The sequence below is a fragment of the Vibrio sp. Vb1554 genome (assembly GCF_033344235.1).
On record NZ_JAWPOJ010000001.1, the window covers coordinates 180,171 to 196,424 of the forward strand.

The following is a 16,254-nucleotide window of genomic DNA, read 5'->3' on the forward strand; positions in this document are numbered from 1 at the left end:
AAAACAGCGAGCCGGTGCTCGCTGCTTTTGCTTAGATGAGTGTTAGACAGTAAATCTATTTAAGATTTGATCTTGTTTATGTACATCTTCTTGTTGCGCCTGCATCGCGTCGTTGGTTCGATTTGCCGATTCGGCGACTTGAGTCGATAGGTCTTTAATATTCACCGTATTGTTGTTGATCTCTTCAGCGACAAGGCTTTGCTCTTCCGCTGCTGAGGCAATTTGCAAGTTCATATCGGAAATACGCTGAATCGCGTCACGAATGCGTTGTAACGCACTATTTGCTAAATCCGCTTTTTCAACGGCCTCTATAGCACTACCTTTGCTTTGATGCATGGCATTTGCCACAGAAGAAGCGCCAGATTGTAGTTGCTCAATCATAGTACGAATCTCTGTTGTCGACTCTTGAGTACGTTGTGCCAGTGTACGGACTTCATCTGCAACAACGGCGAAGCCTCGGCCAGATTCTCCCGCACGTGCAGCCTCGATTGCGGCATTCAACGCGAGTAAGTTCGTTTGGTCCGCAATATCGTTGATGACTTTTAGAATCGTTTCGATATTGGCGGTAGCAGATTCCAACACTTGTACTTCTTCGACTGCAAGGTCAATGCTATCGGAAAGCATGTTTATCGTTTGTGTCGATTCACCAACGATAGAAGACCCCTCAACCGTTGCTTGGTCGGCTTCTTTGGCTGCACTTGCCGCACCTTGCGCATTATTAGCAACCTCTGTCGCGGTGACAGACATCTCATGCATCGCGGTAGCAAGTTGTTCTAGCTCTTGCAGTTGAGTGTGAATTGCGCCTGCCGAGTCTTTTGCGCCCTCAGCGGTGATTTGAGTTCCGTTTAAAATTTGATCAGAAATACGTTTCGACTCAATGATTTGCTGTTGTAAGTTCTCCATGAACGTATTGAAGTTTGTGGCAAGCTCAGAAAACTCTTGGTCAGTATCTGTTTCGAGGCGTTGTGTAAGGTCGCCTTTCCCTGATGCTACATCTTTAATCGCATTGTTTAGCGTGTCCAAAGGACGCATGAGAGTGCGAATCAACAGAGTTAGGGCGATAATAGATGCAATCACGGCAATGATTGAATAAATAATAGCGTTGTTACGAAGCTCTCCTACGGCAGAGTAGGCAACAGCTTCATCGATCACCGAACCTACGTACCAGTTCTCGCCAGGAATGTGAGTCAGGTTAACCATGTAGCGGTTGCCATCAATCTCAACATGTTGTGCTGATTGCGTAAGTTCGATTTGCGGGAGGTAGCTACCGACTTTCTCACCGTTGTATTTACTTTGAGGGTGAGCAATGGTTGTGCCATCAGCGGTGACCAGAAATAAGTAACCAGCATCAAACAGATTCACTTGGTTGACCAGATCTGAAAGGGTAGTTAATTCGAGGTCATAAAACATACCGGCTAAAAACTGGCCATTTTCTTTTACTGGTGTACCAACAGAGATGATAACGTTTTTCGAAGACGCATCGACGTACGGATCGGTTACGACCAAATCGCCTTTGCTCTTAGCTGCAATAAACCAAGGACGCTGACGTGGGTCGTAGTCTGGGCCCGCATCCCAGCCGTCGTCATTTTCAATCACAAAGCCATTACTTTCATAACCAAAACCGATGGCAAGGAAGCTGCTTTTTGGCGTGGGTCTTTCAAGTATGTTTTGAACATAGCTATGTGAACTGGGGTCAAGCTCAATCACTTCAGTAATGGAGCGAGCGAGATCCTTCTTTGCATTCATTTCTGATTGCACAGTGTTACCAACACTGGTCAATATCTCGTTTACACTTGAGTCGATTTGCTCCTGAGTTTGGGAGCGGATGGTCATAACTTGTTGTGTCGACAATAACGACACGGTAATTAGCAGCAAAAATGAAGAGGCTGTGACAACCTTATGTCTGAATTTCATGAGCTTTCCTCTGATTCTCCCGGTTGGTTCCACTTTGCTTTCGCCTCTTTTAAACCGAGCGAATTGGGCATAAAGAGAAACCTATTGTGTTTGGTTATATTTTTATCGACATCTTTGTCAAAAACATGAACTCATTTGTCGTCTTTTTTAACTAAATTTAAACAAAACGGTAGTTTACGTTAAAACTTGTGAGTGTGATCATGTTTGCGAGCTCGATTAATGAAATCGTCATAATGAAAAGAATTGCTTAACAAATAGTGGCATCAACTGGCTTTGCAGGTGAGGTGATGAAAATTTTGTTGGTGCTGGCAGGTGTTTTGTTGAAGTTTTGTCTTTGTAAATTATGAGCTTTTTACTAAAAGCCTAATGTGAACGGAGTTTTGGGTATAAAAAAGGCCCCGACGATGCGGAGCCTTTGTTTATTGACGTCTCGATTTTAGAAAATAAGATGAGCAACGCCAGCAATCACAGGTAACGTGATTAACGTACGTAAAATGAAGATTACGAAGAGCTCTACAATGTTTACTGGAATTTTGCTGCCTAACAGTAGGGCACCTACTTCCGACATGTAGATAAGCTGAGTTACTGACATTGCCGCAATAACAAAACGTGTCATTTCGTTATCGATTGAGGCCGCTAAAATTGCTGGAATAAACATATCCGCAAAGCCAACAACGATTGTCTGTGATGCTGCAACAGCTTCAGGGACTTGCAGTAGCTCTAGGTATGGGATAAACGGTTGACCCAGAATTGCAAATACAGGCGTGTATTCTGCAATCACCAATGCAACGGTACCAAGACCCATCACTACAGGTAGTACGCCAAATACCATGTCGACTGCGTTGTGTACGCCTTCTTTAAATACAGACTGAACCGATGTGACTTGACCAGCTCGCTTAAGAGCTAGATCCATACCCCAAGAGAATGTGGTGTGGCCTTCTGGTACTGCATCTGCGTCTTTATCAGGGTTGCTGCCGTCAATGTAGCGATCTTTCTTCAGACTAAGCGGAGGCAGGCGAGGAATGATAATCGCAGCTACGATTCCAGCTAGACAGATAGCGCCGTAGAAAGGCAAAAATAAGTGCTCTAGTTTTACCTGAGCGATAACAACTAGGCTAAACGTGATCGATACTGCTGAGAAAGTGGTCCCGACAACAGCCGCTTCACGCTGAGTATAGAACTTATTTTCGTATTGCTTGCTGGTTAGCAAGATACCAACACTTCCGTCGCCTAACCAAGATGCCATACAGTCAATTGCACTGCGGCCAGGTAGGTTGAATACCGGACGCATTATTTTACTGAGTAACGCACCAAATAGCTCCAGAAGACCGAAGTTCAAAAGAAGCGGAAGCAGTAAACCCGCGAAAATGAAAACGGCAAACAGAGTAGGTAGGAGACCAGTAAGAACAAGCCCGCCAGTGTTCTCTTCCCAAATTGCTTTTGGACCCACTTGGAAGAACGTCATTAACACGGCAGCGCCGCCGATTAAACGAACAACGAGCCAAAGTGGAGATGGGTTGAAGAGACCGTTTAAAAAACCATTACGTAAAATTGCAGCTGGCTTAAAAATTTTGCAAAGAACAGAAGCAACGGCCATGAAAGCGATGATACTGGTGACGATAGCAATCAAGGTATCGCCTAACACCGCTGGGATGACTTTTGCCATCACGGCAACGGGAATGGTTAGGCCGCCATCGTAAGAGATCGGAGCCATAAAGAGTAGAAGACCAATTAGGGAAGGGATGAAAAACATCCAAAAGTTGCCCTTAGGAGCTTCAGTAGCATTAGTGGTGTTATGCATAGTTGTCTCGTGTTACTACTAGTCAATACTTGCCATTTCCATGACATAAATATTCACTAAACATCCGTATTTAATCACAGTTTTGCGGAGGGTACCCGCAAACTGCATCCATTGCAATACTATTCATTAAATACATCTAGTTATTCAGCCGATTTGTCGGGTAATTGGTCAAATAACGTCTAAGTGTATGCGAATATGTTGCTTGTGTTAGAAAATTGTAGCACGAGAGGCGAATTGCGCAGTGAATTATGGGGCGCATTGTGACTGGAATAATAAAATGGTAAACAAATGTGATTTTGATCTAACTAACTTCTTTGCCAGAAATTCAGTTAGCCTTATCTATTTTAAGGTTTTTAGTGGTGTCAAAATACCGTTCAGCGTTTCTTGTACCGTTGCAGTGTGAACCTATTGAGCCAAATCCGATTGAAGCATGTCGCTTCAATCGGATCGAAATTTTATGCTTTTTGTTGACGGCTAAGTATGTATAGGTAACTCCAGTAAATCAGAGCTGTAGAAAAAGCCAATATTGCTGGGAAAACCAGCGTATATAAACCATATACCGTAAATAGAGCCGCTCCCGCGACGCCGCCAAACAAAAAGCCAAAGAAAATGAATAGGAATAATTTTGCTTTACGTCGGTCAAATTGACGACCTCTCAAGCTCTCTCCAATCATAATCCCTAGATCGGTGATGATTCCGGTCATATGTGTGGTTCTGACTACTGCGCCGCTAAACGTGGTGATCATTGCGTTTTGTAATCCACATGCTGCTGATGCTAGATATTGGCCGTACAAATCCCCTTGCACCAAAAAGCCCAAGCTGAGTAAGAGCAAGCTTCCTTCTATGCACAGTGCAACACCATATCTTCGTCCTAGCTTTAACGCACTGCTTTCAATAAAAAAGCCGCTAAAGGCAGCGCCAATCAAAAAGCTAAATACGATGAAGAGCAGGTGAATGGAGCTATCCACACCTGTTAGCAAGCTGTTCCCTAGCTGAGTTACGGTTCCCGAAAGATGAGTTATCGCTTGGTGTTGAAAGCCGAGAAGACCAACGGCGTTGACGCAGCCCGCGAGAAGAGCTAGTAGAAACGCGCCATATTCCACCCAACGAGGAAGTCTGGAAATCACAATAAACCCCCACCAAATATTAGGAGCCGATTATAACGCTCACACCGAGTTACGAAACCCTTTACAGTAAAACTCGATTGATCATTCTCAAAAAAATCTCACTTATAGGGTGTTTGTCCGAGCCAAAGTAAATATGTGAACGTGGATTGCCCGCTAGCAGATGTGTTCCGTTGTGCATTCGAAACTCACCCACCCGTGTTTCATTTGTTCATAGACTGAAACGGTAGGTTGGTGGAACTCTTTATCGGTAAATAGACCGACGGGAATGATCATGATTTCTGGGTATGCAGTAACGAACAACCTCATTGTCGTGCCGCAGGATGGACAAAAGTCATACTGAACCTCACTGCCATCATCGCCAATTCGGGTATAGCTAGTGACTTCACCGTTTAAAGTGACGTGTTCTTTTTCAAAGCGAGCTTGTACCCCAAAAACACTGCCAGTTCGTTTTTGGCATTCGAAGCAATGGCAGACAGACGTGTGGGTGGGCTCTCCCTTACAACGGATCTCAACTAAACCGCAGGCGCACTCGCATGTATGAATGGTTTTTGTCATCGTGATTACCTATTTGTCCCAATACACCAATAGACCTAGAGCACAGAGCTTGTGTCACTAGCTCGTTATGAGCTCTGGACTTGAAACTATTTGGATACAATCAGTTTAGTTTAATTTTGAAACACTTGAAGGGGTGAAATCATTTGGGTATACAATGGTATACTCGCTTTTCGTTTATACCTTGAAACAAGGAAGTCTTCATGACTCACAAAAAAATCCTGCCGATACCACTTATTCTACTTATTCCAATCGTTTTATTGGTTGTGGTTGTGATCGCGGGTGTTTATCGTTTTAGTTTGTCTGATGACGAGATCATGGCTAAGTTTCCTCAAACAGAAGTAGAAACTAACGTTATTGTGCAAGAGACGCTTGGTATCACTGCACGTAATCCTTGGACGATCCAAGTCCCCGAGCAAAGTGCGGTCACTTTTCTTGATGAGTGGGATAAAGAAAACGGCTATTTGATCGGTGACTATGATGCAGGTGCGACAAAAGGTCAGGTACTTGTTCCAACTGCGTCGATTAGCCAGCGTGAGATTGAAGGTGTTTCATGGGTTGTTGCACCGATGATTGTAACGACACAAGGTAGCGGTTCGTTTAACTATGTTGGCTTGTTCAAGTTTGACCCCGTGCCGAGCCGAGTTGTCCTTTTAGACAGTGTTTTTGTTGGTGACCGCGTGAAATTTACTCAGCTCGAATGGAAAAGTGATACAACTATCACGCTTTCATATTTAGCGCACGGTGACGATCAAGCAATGGCAGACAAGCCAAATCAATTCAATTCATCCACATTACAGCGTGTAGGGAATAACTTACATATGCAACAGCGATGAGTTTTTTTTGAGTTCTGTAAAAATTCAGTATTTTCTGCGCTAGATCTCGAAATTTCCTAGTGATTTCTTATTCGGGAATGCATAAGCTATGAGCCTTGTTTGAAAGGAGATAGTAATTCCCGTGTCTACAAATGAAATTACAAGACGGTTGCCGAATCTGACAAGTCGTAGAGCGCTGCTGTTATACTCCTTGCCAGTTTTAGTTGCGATTGGTGTTTCTCACTCTCTCAAAGAGTCATCTTTAACCAAAACCATCGCATTGAACCTACCTGAATCTCAGGTCGTTGAAAAAATTCTTGATGCGACAACTGCCGAAGTTGTCACTCCCCCGAACTTCGAATATCAAATCCAAGCAGGTGACAACCTAAGCACTATTTTTAGTCAGCTCGGTTTCGGTTACAGCTCGTTAATGAAAGTAATGGAAACGGATTTGAACTACTTGGCACTTGATACACTTAAGCCGGGCAATACGCTCCGTTTCTGGCGTGATGATGCGACAGGCGAGTTAGCGAAAATGGAACTGCAATTTTCTATTGCAGATAAAGTGGTCTACAAGCTGAATAGTGATGGTAGCTATGACTTTACTGATATTTCCATTCCTGGCGTGTGGAGCCAAGAACCTTTAGTTGGCGTTATTCAAGGCAGTTTTTCTTCTTCTGCGAGTCGTTTAGGTTTAACGTCGGCGGAAGTGAGTCAAGTCGTAAGCTTACTCAAAGAACAACTTAACTTTGGACGTGATCTTCGTGCAGGTGATCGATTTGAAGTTGTTCGTCGCTCACAAAGCATCAATGGTGTACCAACAGGTAAGAACGAAATTGAGGCGATTAAGATTTATAATCGCGGCCGCGAGATCACCGCTTACCTTCATACTGATGGTCAATTCTACAATGCCAAAGGTGAAAGCTTACAGCGCGCATTCCAGCGTTACCCTGTAAGTAGCCGTTGGCGTATCAGTTCTGGCTTTAATCCTAATCGTTTACATCCAGTAACGGGGCGTGTTGCGCCGCACAACGGCACTGACTTTGCTGTACCAACCGGTACACCAGTCGTTTCTACTGGTGATGGTACAGTGATCATGACTCGTAAACACCCTTATGCGGGTAACTACGTGGTTGTTGAGCACGGCAGCAAATACAAAACCCGTTACTTACACCTAAGTAAGATTTTGGTGAAGAAAGGGCAAAAGGTTTCTCGAGGCCAGCGTATCGGTCTTTCTGGTAAAACAGGTCGAGTGACTGGGCCACACCTTCACTATGAGTTGATTGAATACGGCCGTCCAGTTAACGCTATGCGAGCAAATATCCCAATGGCGAGTTCTGTTCCTAAGAAAGAGATGGCTACTTTTGTCGCGAACAGAGATGAAATGGATAGACTATTACGCGATAAAGAGAAAGCAGTGCTGTAATAAAGTACTTCGCTTAAAAAACAAAAAGAGACTAAGCATAGCTTGGTCTCTTTTACTTTGTGCATTAACTAGATTTGAATTCTATGACAGCAGTCTGTTCAGTACGTTAGGCACTCCGCACTTCACGTTCATTTATCAGGTGTACGATCTCTTCAACACTGTGTGGACGAGAGTAAAAATAACCTTGGATGTAGTGGCAGCCCATTTCAATTAACTTTTGTAGTGCTCTATCGTCTTCTACGCCTTCGGCAATCAAATCCACATCAAGCAGCTCTGCCAATTGCGCTATCAAAAACACTACTTGTTCAGAGGTTGTATTTGAGAGCATGTTCTGCACAAAGGTAGCATCGATTTTGATGCTATCAATCGGATAATTGTGTATATAGTTCAAGCTTGAGTATCCCGTACCAAAATCATCCAGTGCGACTTTAAAACCCAAGTATCGCAACGAGTTAAGTACCATCTGTTCACGGCCACTTTGTGAGAGTAAGACGGTCTCGGTGAGCTCTATAACAAAGTCTTTTGCTTCGTGCTGATACTTTTCAACCATGTTGGTTAAGTGATTAATATAACGGTTGGAATCAACCAGCTCATACGCTGAGCAATTGATGGAGAGTTTGACTTTATAGCCTAGGTTCGCTTCGAGTTCTTGCTTTGCGATACACGCGAGTTCAATAATCCGTTCACCTAACTCGATAATCAGGCCTGATTGTTCGGCAGCTTCAATGAACTCCGCTGGAGAGATATTTCCATAGATATTGCTATTCCAACGAGTCAAAATTTCAAAGTAATTCCAGCGGTCGCTCGTGATATCGACGATCGGTTGAACCACTACATACAACTCATCGCTGTCTTGTATATCAGTACTTAGCTGGATTCGCATTGCCTCAATAAGCTGCGTCCTACGGTGGTATAAAGCACTAAGGTGTGTGTCGTAATGCTGAATCCGTGTATCGCGGTGTTTTTTACAATCTTTGAGAGCGAGACTGGCATTCAAAATCAGCTCATCGCTGTTCAACATATGTACTGGGGCACGTGCAATACCAATACTAACGGTGAAAGAAATCCGGTTAGATTTGTCGCTGTAGCCGCTTTCAATTTTGTCGAGTACTTCCTGACACACGGCGACAGGATCTTCGTCGTACGTGATGAAGGCGAATTCATCTCCTGCAACACGGAACGCATTGTTTGGCGACGACAAGCTCTGTTGAATGGCGTTAGCTGTGAACTTAATGATTTGGTCGCCGATATAGTTTCCGTTGATATCATTGATCGATTTGAAATTATCGATATCAAGATACGCCAAACTGAATGGGCGAGTCGCCTGCTGCGTTAATGTCTCCAAGGTATCAGCTAAACAGCTACGGTTGAGCAGTCCAGTTAGGTTATCATGCGATACCTCATAGCTAAGCTGATTAAGAAGCTTATCTGAACGTTCACTGACCCACTTTTCACGTAAGCTATGAATATGACATTGGCATAAAATCGGTGGAAGTCGAGGATATCTTGCGCTTCTTTCGCGTGGATGCTTCGGGTAAAGGTAGACAGTAAAATTCCCAGAACTTCGCCATTTTGTGTCTTCAATGGCAGGCCAATGTAAGCTTGAATGCCATCTTCTTGAAACATCTGATCTTCAGGAAAACGCTTGTATACCTGGTCTTGATAGAAAATATGTTCGCCAATGTCTTTCGCCACTTTTTCACAGGGGGTGCCTGAAAGGTGGTAGCTTAGGTTGTCTGTAATTTTTCCATTGCTGGCGAAGGAAATGGTATGAGCCGAATGCTGAAGATGCGCAACTTCTACAACGCAAGTGCAATGGCTCTGCAAGTGTTGATGAATATCTAGCGTGACTCGGTTTAGCTGAGCCGTGCCGTTTAGCTTCAATATCTCATCAATTTTGTGGAAACTGATTTGTACCTGACCCATTGAGCATTTCACCTAGCGTTGTTATTAACATATCGTGTAAGACACGACGAATTATTATTTGATATGCATCAAATAAACTATCGGTTACTAAGGCAGATTTTTCAAATTTTGTGAACGAACAAATCATTATTTTCATGTTTTTATGCTTGAACCTTTTAAAGCTATAGCGATAAAAACGCTAAGCTAGGCGCGCTTCTCCTCTTCTAATCGTGATTTGAGATAATCGAGGAATAGCTTAGTTCGGGTATGCTGATAATCCAGCTTTGGATAGTAGGCATATACAGTGGCTTTATCCGCTGTGATATCGGGCAGGATAGGGACTAACGCGCCGGATTTGAGATCATCTTTGATCATGACGTTGTTCGTCATCAAAATACCCATGCCTCTTTTGGCACCATGAAACAGCGCTTCTGGGTTAGTCGTGGCAAAGTTACCGGACAAGCTGATACGTTTACCTCGATTGGTTTTGATTTCTCGTGAGGGCTTTTCACCCCAAATCAGGACATTATGCTCTGTCAGATCCTCAACGCATTGTGGGGTGCCGTATTTTTTTAGGTAACTAGGCGCAGCGTAAAACTGGGCTTTATGTTCGAAAAGCGCAGTGGCTTTGAAACTCAGAGAGTTCAGTTGCTCTAATTCCCGGCTAATAAACAGGTCTAAGCTTAGCTCTGGCAATTGGCCTGGTAGCGTTGTCGTTAATTGAAGCGTGATGTCTGGATATTTCTCAAGAAAATCATCAAGATAATGAACTAGAAATTTAGAACCAACGGCCAGCGTTGCCCCAATTTTTAATAGCCCCGCTGGTGATTGGTTGACTGAGCGAGTTTCATCTAATACCGATTGCCATGAATCAAGCTGACTTTTTGCTCGTTGATAAAACAGCGCACCAGCTTCAGTTTGGCTAATTGAGCGGGTCGTACGTTTGAGTAGTTGAACGCCAATTTTATCTTCTAGCCATTGAACTCGCTTACTGATAGCTGAGCTGGTGGTATTGAGTTTCCGCGCTGCTGCATTAAAGCTACCTTCTTCGACCACACGAATATAACTCTTCACGCTTTGAATCCAGTCCATTGTATCTCCTTGGGAATTAATTCCTTTCCAACTTAGCTGATTATCATCTTTGAGTATCAAATATACACTGTTTGCCATCAATCTGTCACAAAGTAGGAGGAACGTTTGCGTAAAACACCATTGTTATTAGCGATGATGATCATTGCCACAGGCCAAGTTGGCGTTAGTATTTATCTTCCTTCTTTGCCGTTGATTGGTCATGACTTGAATTTGCCGCAACATTCGATTCAGAATCTCGTCACGCTATTTCTCGTTGGCTTCGGTATCTCTCAGCTTTTTTACGGCCCATTGTCTGATGCGATTGGTCGTCGGCCGGTGTTTATTCTGGGGCAAAGTGTATATCTAGTTGGTACGGTTATTTGCATCGCGTTTTCGGACAACATTGTTGCCCTTGAAGCGGGACGGTTACTGCAAGGCCTAGGAGCGGGCAGCGCTTCGGTACTTGGTCGGTCAGTACTGCGTGATAGTTATGACGGTATGCAATTAACCAAAGCACTATCTTATATTTCAGTCACGGCATCTGTGATGCCAATTATTGCTCCGCTGTTTGGTGGCTGGATTGCTTTTCACCTGAGTTGGCATGCTGTCTTCGTGTTTGTGCTGATTTACTTAATGGCAATTTTTACACTTGGTTTATTGGTGCTGCCAGAAACGCTGCCTTATCCGAAGAGAAAATTTAAAGTAGGCGAAGTAAGCGCGAACTATTTGCGTCTGTTAACGAATACACAAGTGATTGGTAGTGCGAGCTACAACTGGCTTAGTTATTTATCGGCTCTGGTTACGCTCTCCTTGTATCCATTTTTAATGCAACAAGAGTTAGGATTAACGGCGGCAGATTACGGCTCTTTGATGATCATACCGTCAGTTGGTTTGCTGACGGGTAGCTTAGTGCTGAATTTGATCAATGCTCGTTACAAAGCTCAGCAAATCTTGCTGATGAGTTTCGCGATTGTTGCTGTTGCTGGCTTCATGTTGTTGGTTACCCCCTTCAGTGTATTTTCATTGCTGACGGCATTCACGTGTTTAAGTTTTGCCCAAGGCATGTCATTCCCAGTATCGATTAGTTTGCTACTCTCGCCACATAAGCAACAGGCAGGCGCGGTTTCTGCGTTATCTGGCTCTATTCAAATGTGTTTAGCAGGTTTGTTTGGTGGGTACTTAGTAGACTCATGGGTTACGAATCAGCAGCAGCTTGGGGTGTTTTATTTGTTTATTGCGTTACTTTCTTGCTTTGTTCTTGTACTAAGCCAATTTCGTAAAGTGCCAGAAGGGACGGTTCAAGCAGAAACTTCCATCTGAATATACTTGCAACCAGAAGGTCGGCTTTCTAAAATGCGCAGCTAAATTAAGTCTGGCTTGTTGTGTATACTGAATGACTTGGTTTGAAAGGAAGAGGGCGAACCTTGATACTTCTCTCAAGCTTGGAATACATTTCTGCCCAATGGCTATCCGATCTCTAATCGTTAGGTGAAAGAATGCAACAGAACGAATTTGAAACACTGGTAAAAGAAATTACTCAGCAAGAAAGCATGCCAAAGGCACTTGAAATCTTGAAGGCGTGTGAGGAAGAAGAAGTTGCACAAGCGGCGCAATCCCTAACGGGTCAGTTTGGCCTTGCAGAAGTTGATGGTGAGAAACGTATTTACCATATTACCACTCAAGAAGATGAGTCCGGAGAAGAGCAAGAATACGTAGAGCACGTCATGAATGAAGGCGATCACTTGATCAAGTTTGCTGCGTGGTTCTTTGAAACATTCTTTGAAATCAAACAGAAAGATACGTACGTCGCAGCGGGTAAAACATACCAACAACCTAAGCGATAGACGCTCATTTCAAGAAATCCACGAAAATCAAACTGAAAGTTAATTACAAAATAAATGTGACTGGAGTCTTGTTTTTATCTAATTGTGGTGTAAAATTACAACATAGTTAAGTCAATACATTCAGGAGAAGGTCATGGGTAACGAACTTGGTGGTGCTTATATTGGCCAGATGATTGCAAAAGACGCGATGCACAAAGCGCTTTACGGTAAAGCGAAGAAGAAAAAAGCTTCTGTTTTTGCTCGTGTTATTAAAAAACTGGCGAAATAATTTAAAAAGCCCTGATTGAAAAATCAGGGCTTTTTGCTTTTCTCTGTTTTGTTGTTAGTAAGTAGCCAACATATTGCACAACATTGGCAAAACGCTACTCAAAGATTGATGACATTTAAATCTAGAATTACGCGGATTGGCTTGGTATCTCCACAACATTGTTAGGCACTTTATCTAGCCCCTTTGCTGATAACCACTTTTCTAAATCGTCAGCGCCTCCAACATATTTTCCATCTAACCAAATTTGCGGCACTGTTACCGGTGTTTTTTCGCCAATGATGGCTTTTACTTCAGGAATCATGCGGTATAAGGCGGCGCTGTCTTTAACTACATCATGGTACTCATACTGAACGCCAGCCTCGTCAAGTAATTGTTTGGCTTTGACACAGTAAGGGCAAGTTGCTTTACCATAAACAATGTTGCCTTTTAGCTCATCGCGTTTTACCCACTCAGCAATAACAGACTGTACAAGCACACCCCGATTCAATGCTTCTCCTTGGCTGATAACTTTCCCTTCGACAAGAAGAATGGGTGCATGCCAAGCACCAGCTTTTAATGGTTCCCACCAGTGCGATAACCAATCTTTTACTTCAAGTTCAACGGGCACATCGGCTAGTTCGTTTTCAAAAGTATCCTTTAAAATATCTTTGGTTAATGTACATTCACCACAAGGAATATTGACTTTGAATGGGCCCCAACTACCAGCCCAGCGATACAGTGTAATTTTGATTGGTTGACTCATATGGGTTCCTCATTTCCTTTCCTGAAAATATAGAACTTTTAAATTAGATTTTTCTTTCAACTAACTTTGTCTTTTTCGCTTCCCAATGCGTAATAAACGCAATAGATGCAATAATAATCGCAGCACCTAACCATAAACGACCAGGAGGCACCCAACCAAACACCAACCAACCAGCAACAACATTCAAAGGCAGTTTGGCGTGATCAAATGGTTGCACAAATGAGGCGTCTGCTACTGCATATGCTTTAACGATAGCCCATTGAGCGAGTGCTGTAAGTGCACCTGCGGCTAAAAGCACACCCCATATCGTCCACGTATCTGGCATAGTAAACGTCGGTATCGCTAACAAGATATTAAATGGCGTTATCAGCAGTAATAAATAGACAACCATGGTTGAAGGCGGATCGTTTACCGACATTTTTTTAACCATTAATGAATACGCTGCCCAGAAAAATGCGGCGCCAACAGGGAGCAGGGTCGCCCATGTAAATGAGTCTGCCCAAGGCTCAAGAATGATCATGGCACCAACAAACCCCGTCAATGTAGCGAGCCAGCGTGCAGTACCTACTTTCTCTTTGAGTAACAAGCCAGAACCAACTGTGGCAAATAACGGGGAGGTCATGAGAAGTGCAATACCTTGCCAAATTGGAACTGGGTAAGCGAGAGCCCATAACCAAAGTTGAATCCCGATAACAGAGAGAAAAATGCGGAATGCATGCCAGCCAAAGTGTTGGGTTCTTAAAGAACGTCTAATCCCAAGTGTACGTAGGTAGGGCAGAATAACAAATAAGGCGATTGCATATTGGAATAACGCAAATGTGGTGGAGGAGACACCAAAGTTGATGCTAGCAATTTGGGCGAAGCTGTTCACTATGGCGAATGCCAAGCCAGCTGTTAGCATCCAGGACGCACCTTGAACAGGATGATGATTCAATTGAAAAATTCCAGTTTGATAGAGGTGGCGGGATCATACGTCCTATTGTTTTTCGCGCCAATAAAAAAATGCCTCCCAGAGGGAGGCGACATTACCAATTCAAAGGACGTGCCTGTTATAACAGGTACAAAGAACGAGAAGCACAAACGCTGCCATGCATTTGCATAAATAATATTGCAGAACACGTGCCAGCTTTTATATGTTTGATTTTAAATGGTTTTTTGGTTTTTCTATGTTGTCGATTAGATGAAATGCACTAACTTAGTGATCAATCGCATTAAAAGAGGGCAGAAGTAGGCGTCGTTACGCTCGTTTTTCATTGCTGAGCGATGCTTGGATAGTGTGAAAACTTATCGAGTTGTGTTGGGTTAAATAAAAAATGGCCAGCAAAGGTGCTGGCCAAGTGGACTCGCTCTTAGGACAAGAGTGAATTAGAAATCGTAACGTACGCCTAGGCGCAGTGTATCTTCGCCTTCTGTTACTAGACCTGTTGTTGCATCTTTTGCTTCATCAAGTTGGTTGATGTAGTAAGACAGGTAAGTACGGAAGTTGCTGTTTAGTTTGTAGTAACCAACAAGCTCGATACCTTCAACGGTGTCGTACTTTGAACCGTTGTCTGGATCATTCTCTTGAGCTGTGTATAGAGCTGCAAGTGTCACTTTGCTTGCTACTTTGTAGCTTGCGACTAGCTCGTAAGCCGTAAAGTCTTCAGAGTCAGTCAGGGAACCTTGAGAATAAGTACCTGCTAGGTAAAGGTTGTCCATCGAGTAAGCGATACCACCTAGAATTTGATCTTCAGAGTTATCTTTATCTACATCGCCACCAGAGTATGCAAGACCAAAGTCGAGGCCCATTGGTAGTGAGTACATTCCAGAGATGCCGTATTTATCTTCGTTATCGCTAGAGTTTGCTTGGTAGGTTGCTTGAAGTTGTAGTGCATCAAACGCACCACGGTATGCGAAAACGCTGTCTTGCTTATCAGAAGACGAATCAATAACTTGCTGAACACCAGAGAATTCAGTGATATCCGTCATGTCAGAGATGATGACTGCAGCCATGTCTTGACGACCTACAGAGAAAGCACCGATATCAGAGTCGACGCCTGCATACATGTAGCGGTTTTTGAATTCACTCTTGCCCGTTTTTTGTTCGGCTTCGTAAACACCGAAAGCAGAAAGACCGTTGCCGATGTCTGTTTTACCTTTTAGGTTAAGACGAGCACGGCTTTTATCTTCCATAGAACCTTCAACTTCAGCACCGTCTGAACCGATGAAGTCACCACGAAACTCAACGCGGCCGCCAACTTTTAATTCAGTACCGTCGTTTTTGTATACAGTTGCTGCGAATGATGGTGCTGATACCAATGCTGTAAGAATTGCAGTAGTTAGTGCTGCCTTTTTCATTTTCTTATTACCCTAGTTGTAATCGATGGGCTTTCTTGCCCGATGTGTTGATGACGCTAAGGTAAAGGCTGAAAATGAAAGATAGATTTCTGTTAAGTTATGATTTGATTGCACTTTTATTGCTGGCAAGAATAAGTGCCCCTTCTCATACCACTTATAAAAAGAAAGGTTTATCTTTTTTGAGGTTTTTTCCTCTCCGTTAAAGACTGTGTTTTTTTCAAAAAGTTCCTGAATTGCTTCTTGACCCTAAATGTAAGTAAACATTTCAATTTGGCAGGGAAGTTTGGCCTAAAAATAGCGAATCATCAGCTATTTGTGAGCTAACTCTCTCTAAAGCATTTCTTATTGTAAGGTTTTTATTTCTCGATTTCTTGAAGGCTAAGTAAACGATTGCTTTTTAGGTTTTGTCTGAGATCTTTTCACTCGGTTGTCAGGAACTAATCAAATAAAGT

The 16,254-nt window shown here is 43.2% G+C and carries 13 protein-coding genes and 1 pseudogene; 5 read left to right on the plus strand and 9 right to left on the minus strand.

Annotated features, from left to right (window positions below):
* Positions 1–42: 42 nt before the first annotated feature.
* From R8N28_RS00810 to R8N28_RS00825, 4 genes are all read right to left on the minus strand, one after another.
* Entirely contained in the window at positions 43–1,914 is a 1,872-nt protein-coding gene (locus R8N28_RS00810) for a methyl-accepting chemotaxis protein (protein WP_054574423.1), read from the minus strand.
* 436 nt (positions 1,915–2,350) lie between these two features.
* Positions 2,351–3,715 carry a YjiH family protein gene (locus R8N28_RS00815; protein ID WP_017635848.1) on the minus strand — a complete coding sequence of 455 codons (1,365 nt, stop codon included), beginning with the start codon at positions 3,713–3,715 and terminating at the stop codon, positions 2,351–2,353.
* Positions 3,716–4,170: 455 nt separating this feature from the next.
* Positions 4,171–4,842 carry a YoaK family protein gene (locus R8N28_RS00820; RefSeq protein ID WP_005375484.1) on the minus strand — a complete coding sequence of 224 codons (672 nt, stop codon included), beginning with the start codon at positions 4,840–4,842 and terminating at the stop codon, positions 4,171–4,173.
* A gap of 153 nt (positions 4,843–4,995) precedes the next feature.
* Positions 4,996–5,397: a GFA family protein gene (locus R8N28_RS00825; protein ID WP_065275401.1), complete on the minus strand. Its 402-nt coding sequence runs from the start codon at positions 5,395–5,397 to the stop codon at positions 4,996–4,998.
* A 200-nt stretch (positions 5,398–5,597) separates the two neighbouring features.
* Here R8N28_RS00825 and R8N28_RS00830 point away from each other — a divergent pair, with 200 nt between their 5' ends.
* Together R8N28_RS00830 and R8N28_RS00835 are read left to right on the plus strand one after the other, a co-directional pair.
* Positions 5,598–6,230 (plus strand): hypothetical protein, encoded by a 633-nt coding sequence (locus tag R8N28_RS00830; protein ID WP_065275400.1) that lies wholly within the window; start codon positions 5,598–5,600, stop codon positions 6,228–6,230.
* 121 nt (positions 6,231–6,351) lie between these two features.
* Positions 6,352–7,635, plus strand: coding sequence for a peptidoglycan DD-metalloendopeptidase family protein (locus R8N28_RS00835; RefSeq protein WP_025768471.1), 1,284 nt, complete (start codon positions 6,352–6,354; stop codon positions 7,633–7,635).
* Positions 7,636–7,741: 106 nt separating this feature from the next.
* Here the strand turns inward: R8N28_RS00835 and R8N28_RS00840 are convergent.
* Both R8N28_RS00840 and R8N28_RS00845 read right to left on the minus strand, forming a co-directional pair.
* Positions 7,742–9,561 (minus strand): annotated as a pseudogene (locus R8N28_RS00840) (putative bifunctional diguanylate cyclase/phosphodiesterase).
* A 183-nt stretch (positions 9,562–9,744) separates the two neighbouring features.
* On the minus strand, positions 9,745–10,632 hold the full coding sequence (locus R8N28_RS00845) for a LysR family transcriptional regulator (protein WP_017635852.1): 888 nt from the start codon (positions 10,630–10,632) through the stop codon (positions 9,745–9,747).
* A 105-nt stretch (positions 10,633–10,737) separates the two neighbouring features.
* Between R8N28_RS00845 and R8N28_RS00850 the strand changes: the two genes are divergently transcribed.
* The 3 genes from R8N28_RS00850 to R8N28_RS00860 all read left to right on the plus strand — a co-directional run bounded on the left by R8N28_RS00850 (position 10,738) and on the right by R8N28_RS00860 (position 12,723).
* Positions 10,738–11,931, plus strand: a complete 1,194-nt coding sequence (locus R8N28_RS00850) for a multidrug effflux MFS transporter (RefSeq protein WP_017821607.1) — start codon at positions 10,738–10,740, stop codon at positions 11,929–11,931.
* Between the two features lie 176 nt (positions 11,932–12,107).
* On the plus strand, positions 12,108–12,455 hold the full coding sequence (locus tag R8N28_RS00855; RefSeq protein WP_005375501.1) for a hypothetical protein: 348 nt from the start codon (positions 12,108–12,110) through the stop codon (positions 12,453–12,455).
* Between the two features lie 133 nt (positions 12,456–12,588).
* Positions 12,589–12,723, plus strand: coding sequence for a hypothetical protein (locus R8N28_RS00860; RefSeq protein ID WP_017635854.1), 135 nt, complete (start codon positions 12,589–12,591; stop codon positions 12,721–12,723).
* 127 nt (positions 12,724–12,850) lie between these two features.
* Here the strand turns inward: R8N28_RS00860 and R8N28_RS00865 are convergent, their stop codons facing one another.
* From R8N28_RS00865 to R8N28_RS00875, 3 genes are all read right to left on the minus strand, one after another.
* Positions 12,851–13,465 carry a glutaredoxin domain-containing protein gene (locus R8N28_RS00865; RefSeq protein ID WP_053307846.1) on the minus strand — a complete coding sequence of 205 codons (615 nt, stop codon included), beginning with the start codon at positions 13,463–13,465 and terminating at the stop codon, positions 12,851–12,853.
* Positions 13,466–13,508: 43 nt separating this feature from the next.
* Positions 13,509–14,366, minus strand: a complete 858-nt coding sequence (locus R8N28_RS00870; RefSeq protein ID WP_005375542.1) for a DMT family transporter — start codon at positions 14,364–14,366, stop codon at positions 13,509–13,511.
* Positions 14,367–14,830: 464 nt separating this feature from the next.
* Positions 14,831–15,802: a porin gene (locus tag R8N28_RS00875; RefSeq protein WP_005375535.1), complete on the minus strand. Its 972-nt coding sequence runs from the start codon at positions 15,800–15,802 to the stop codon at positions 14,831–14,833.
* Between the last annotated feature and the right edge of the window lie 452 nt (positions 15,803–16,254).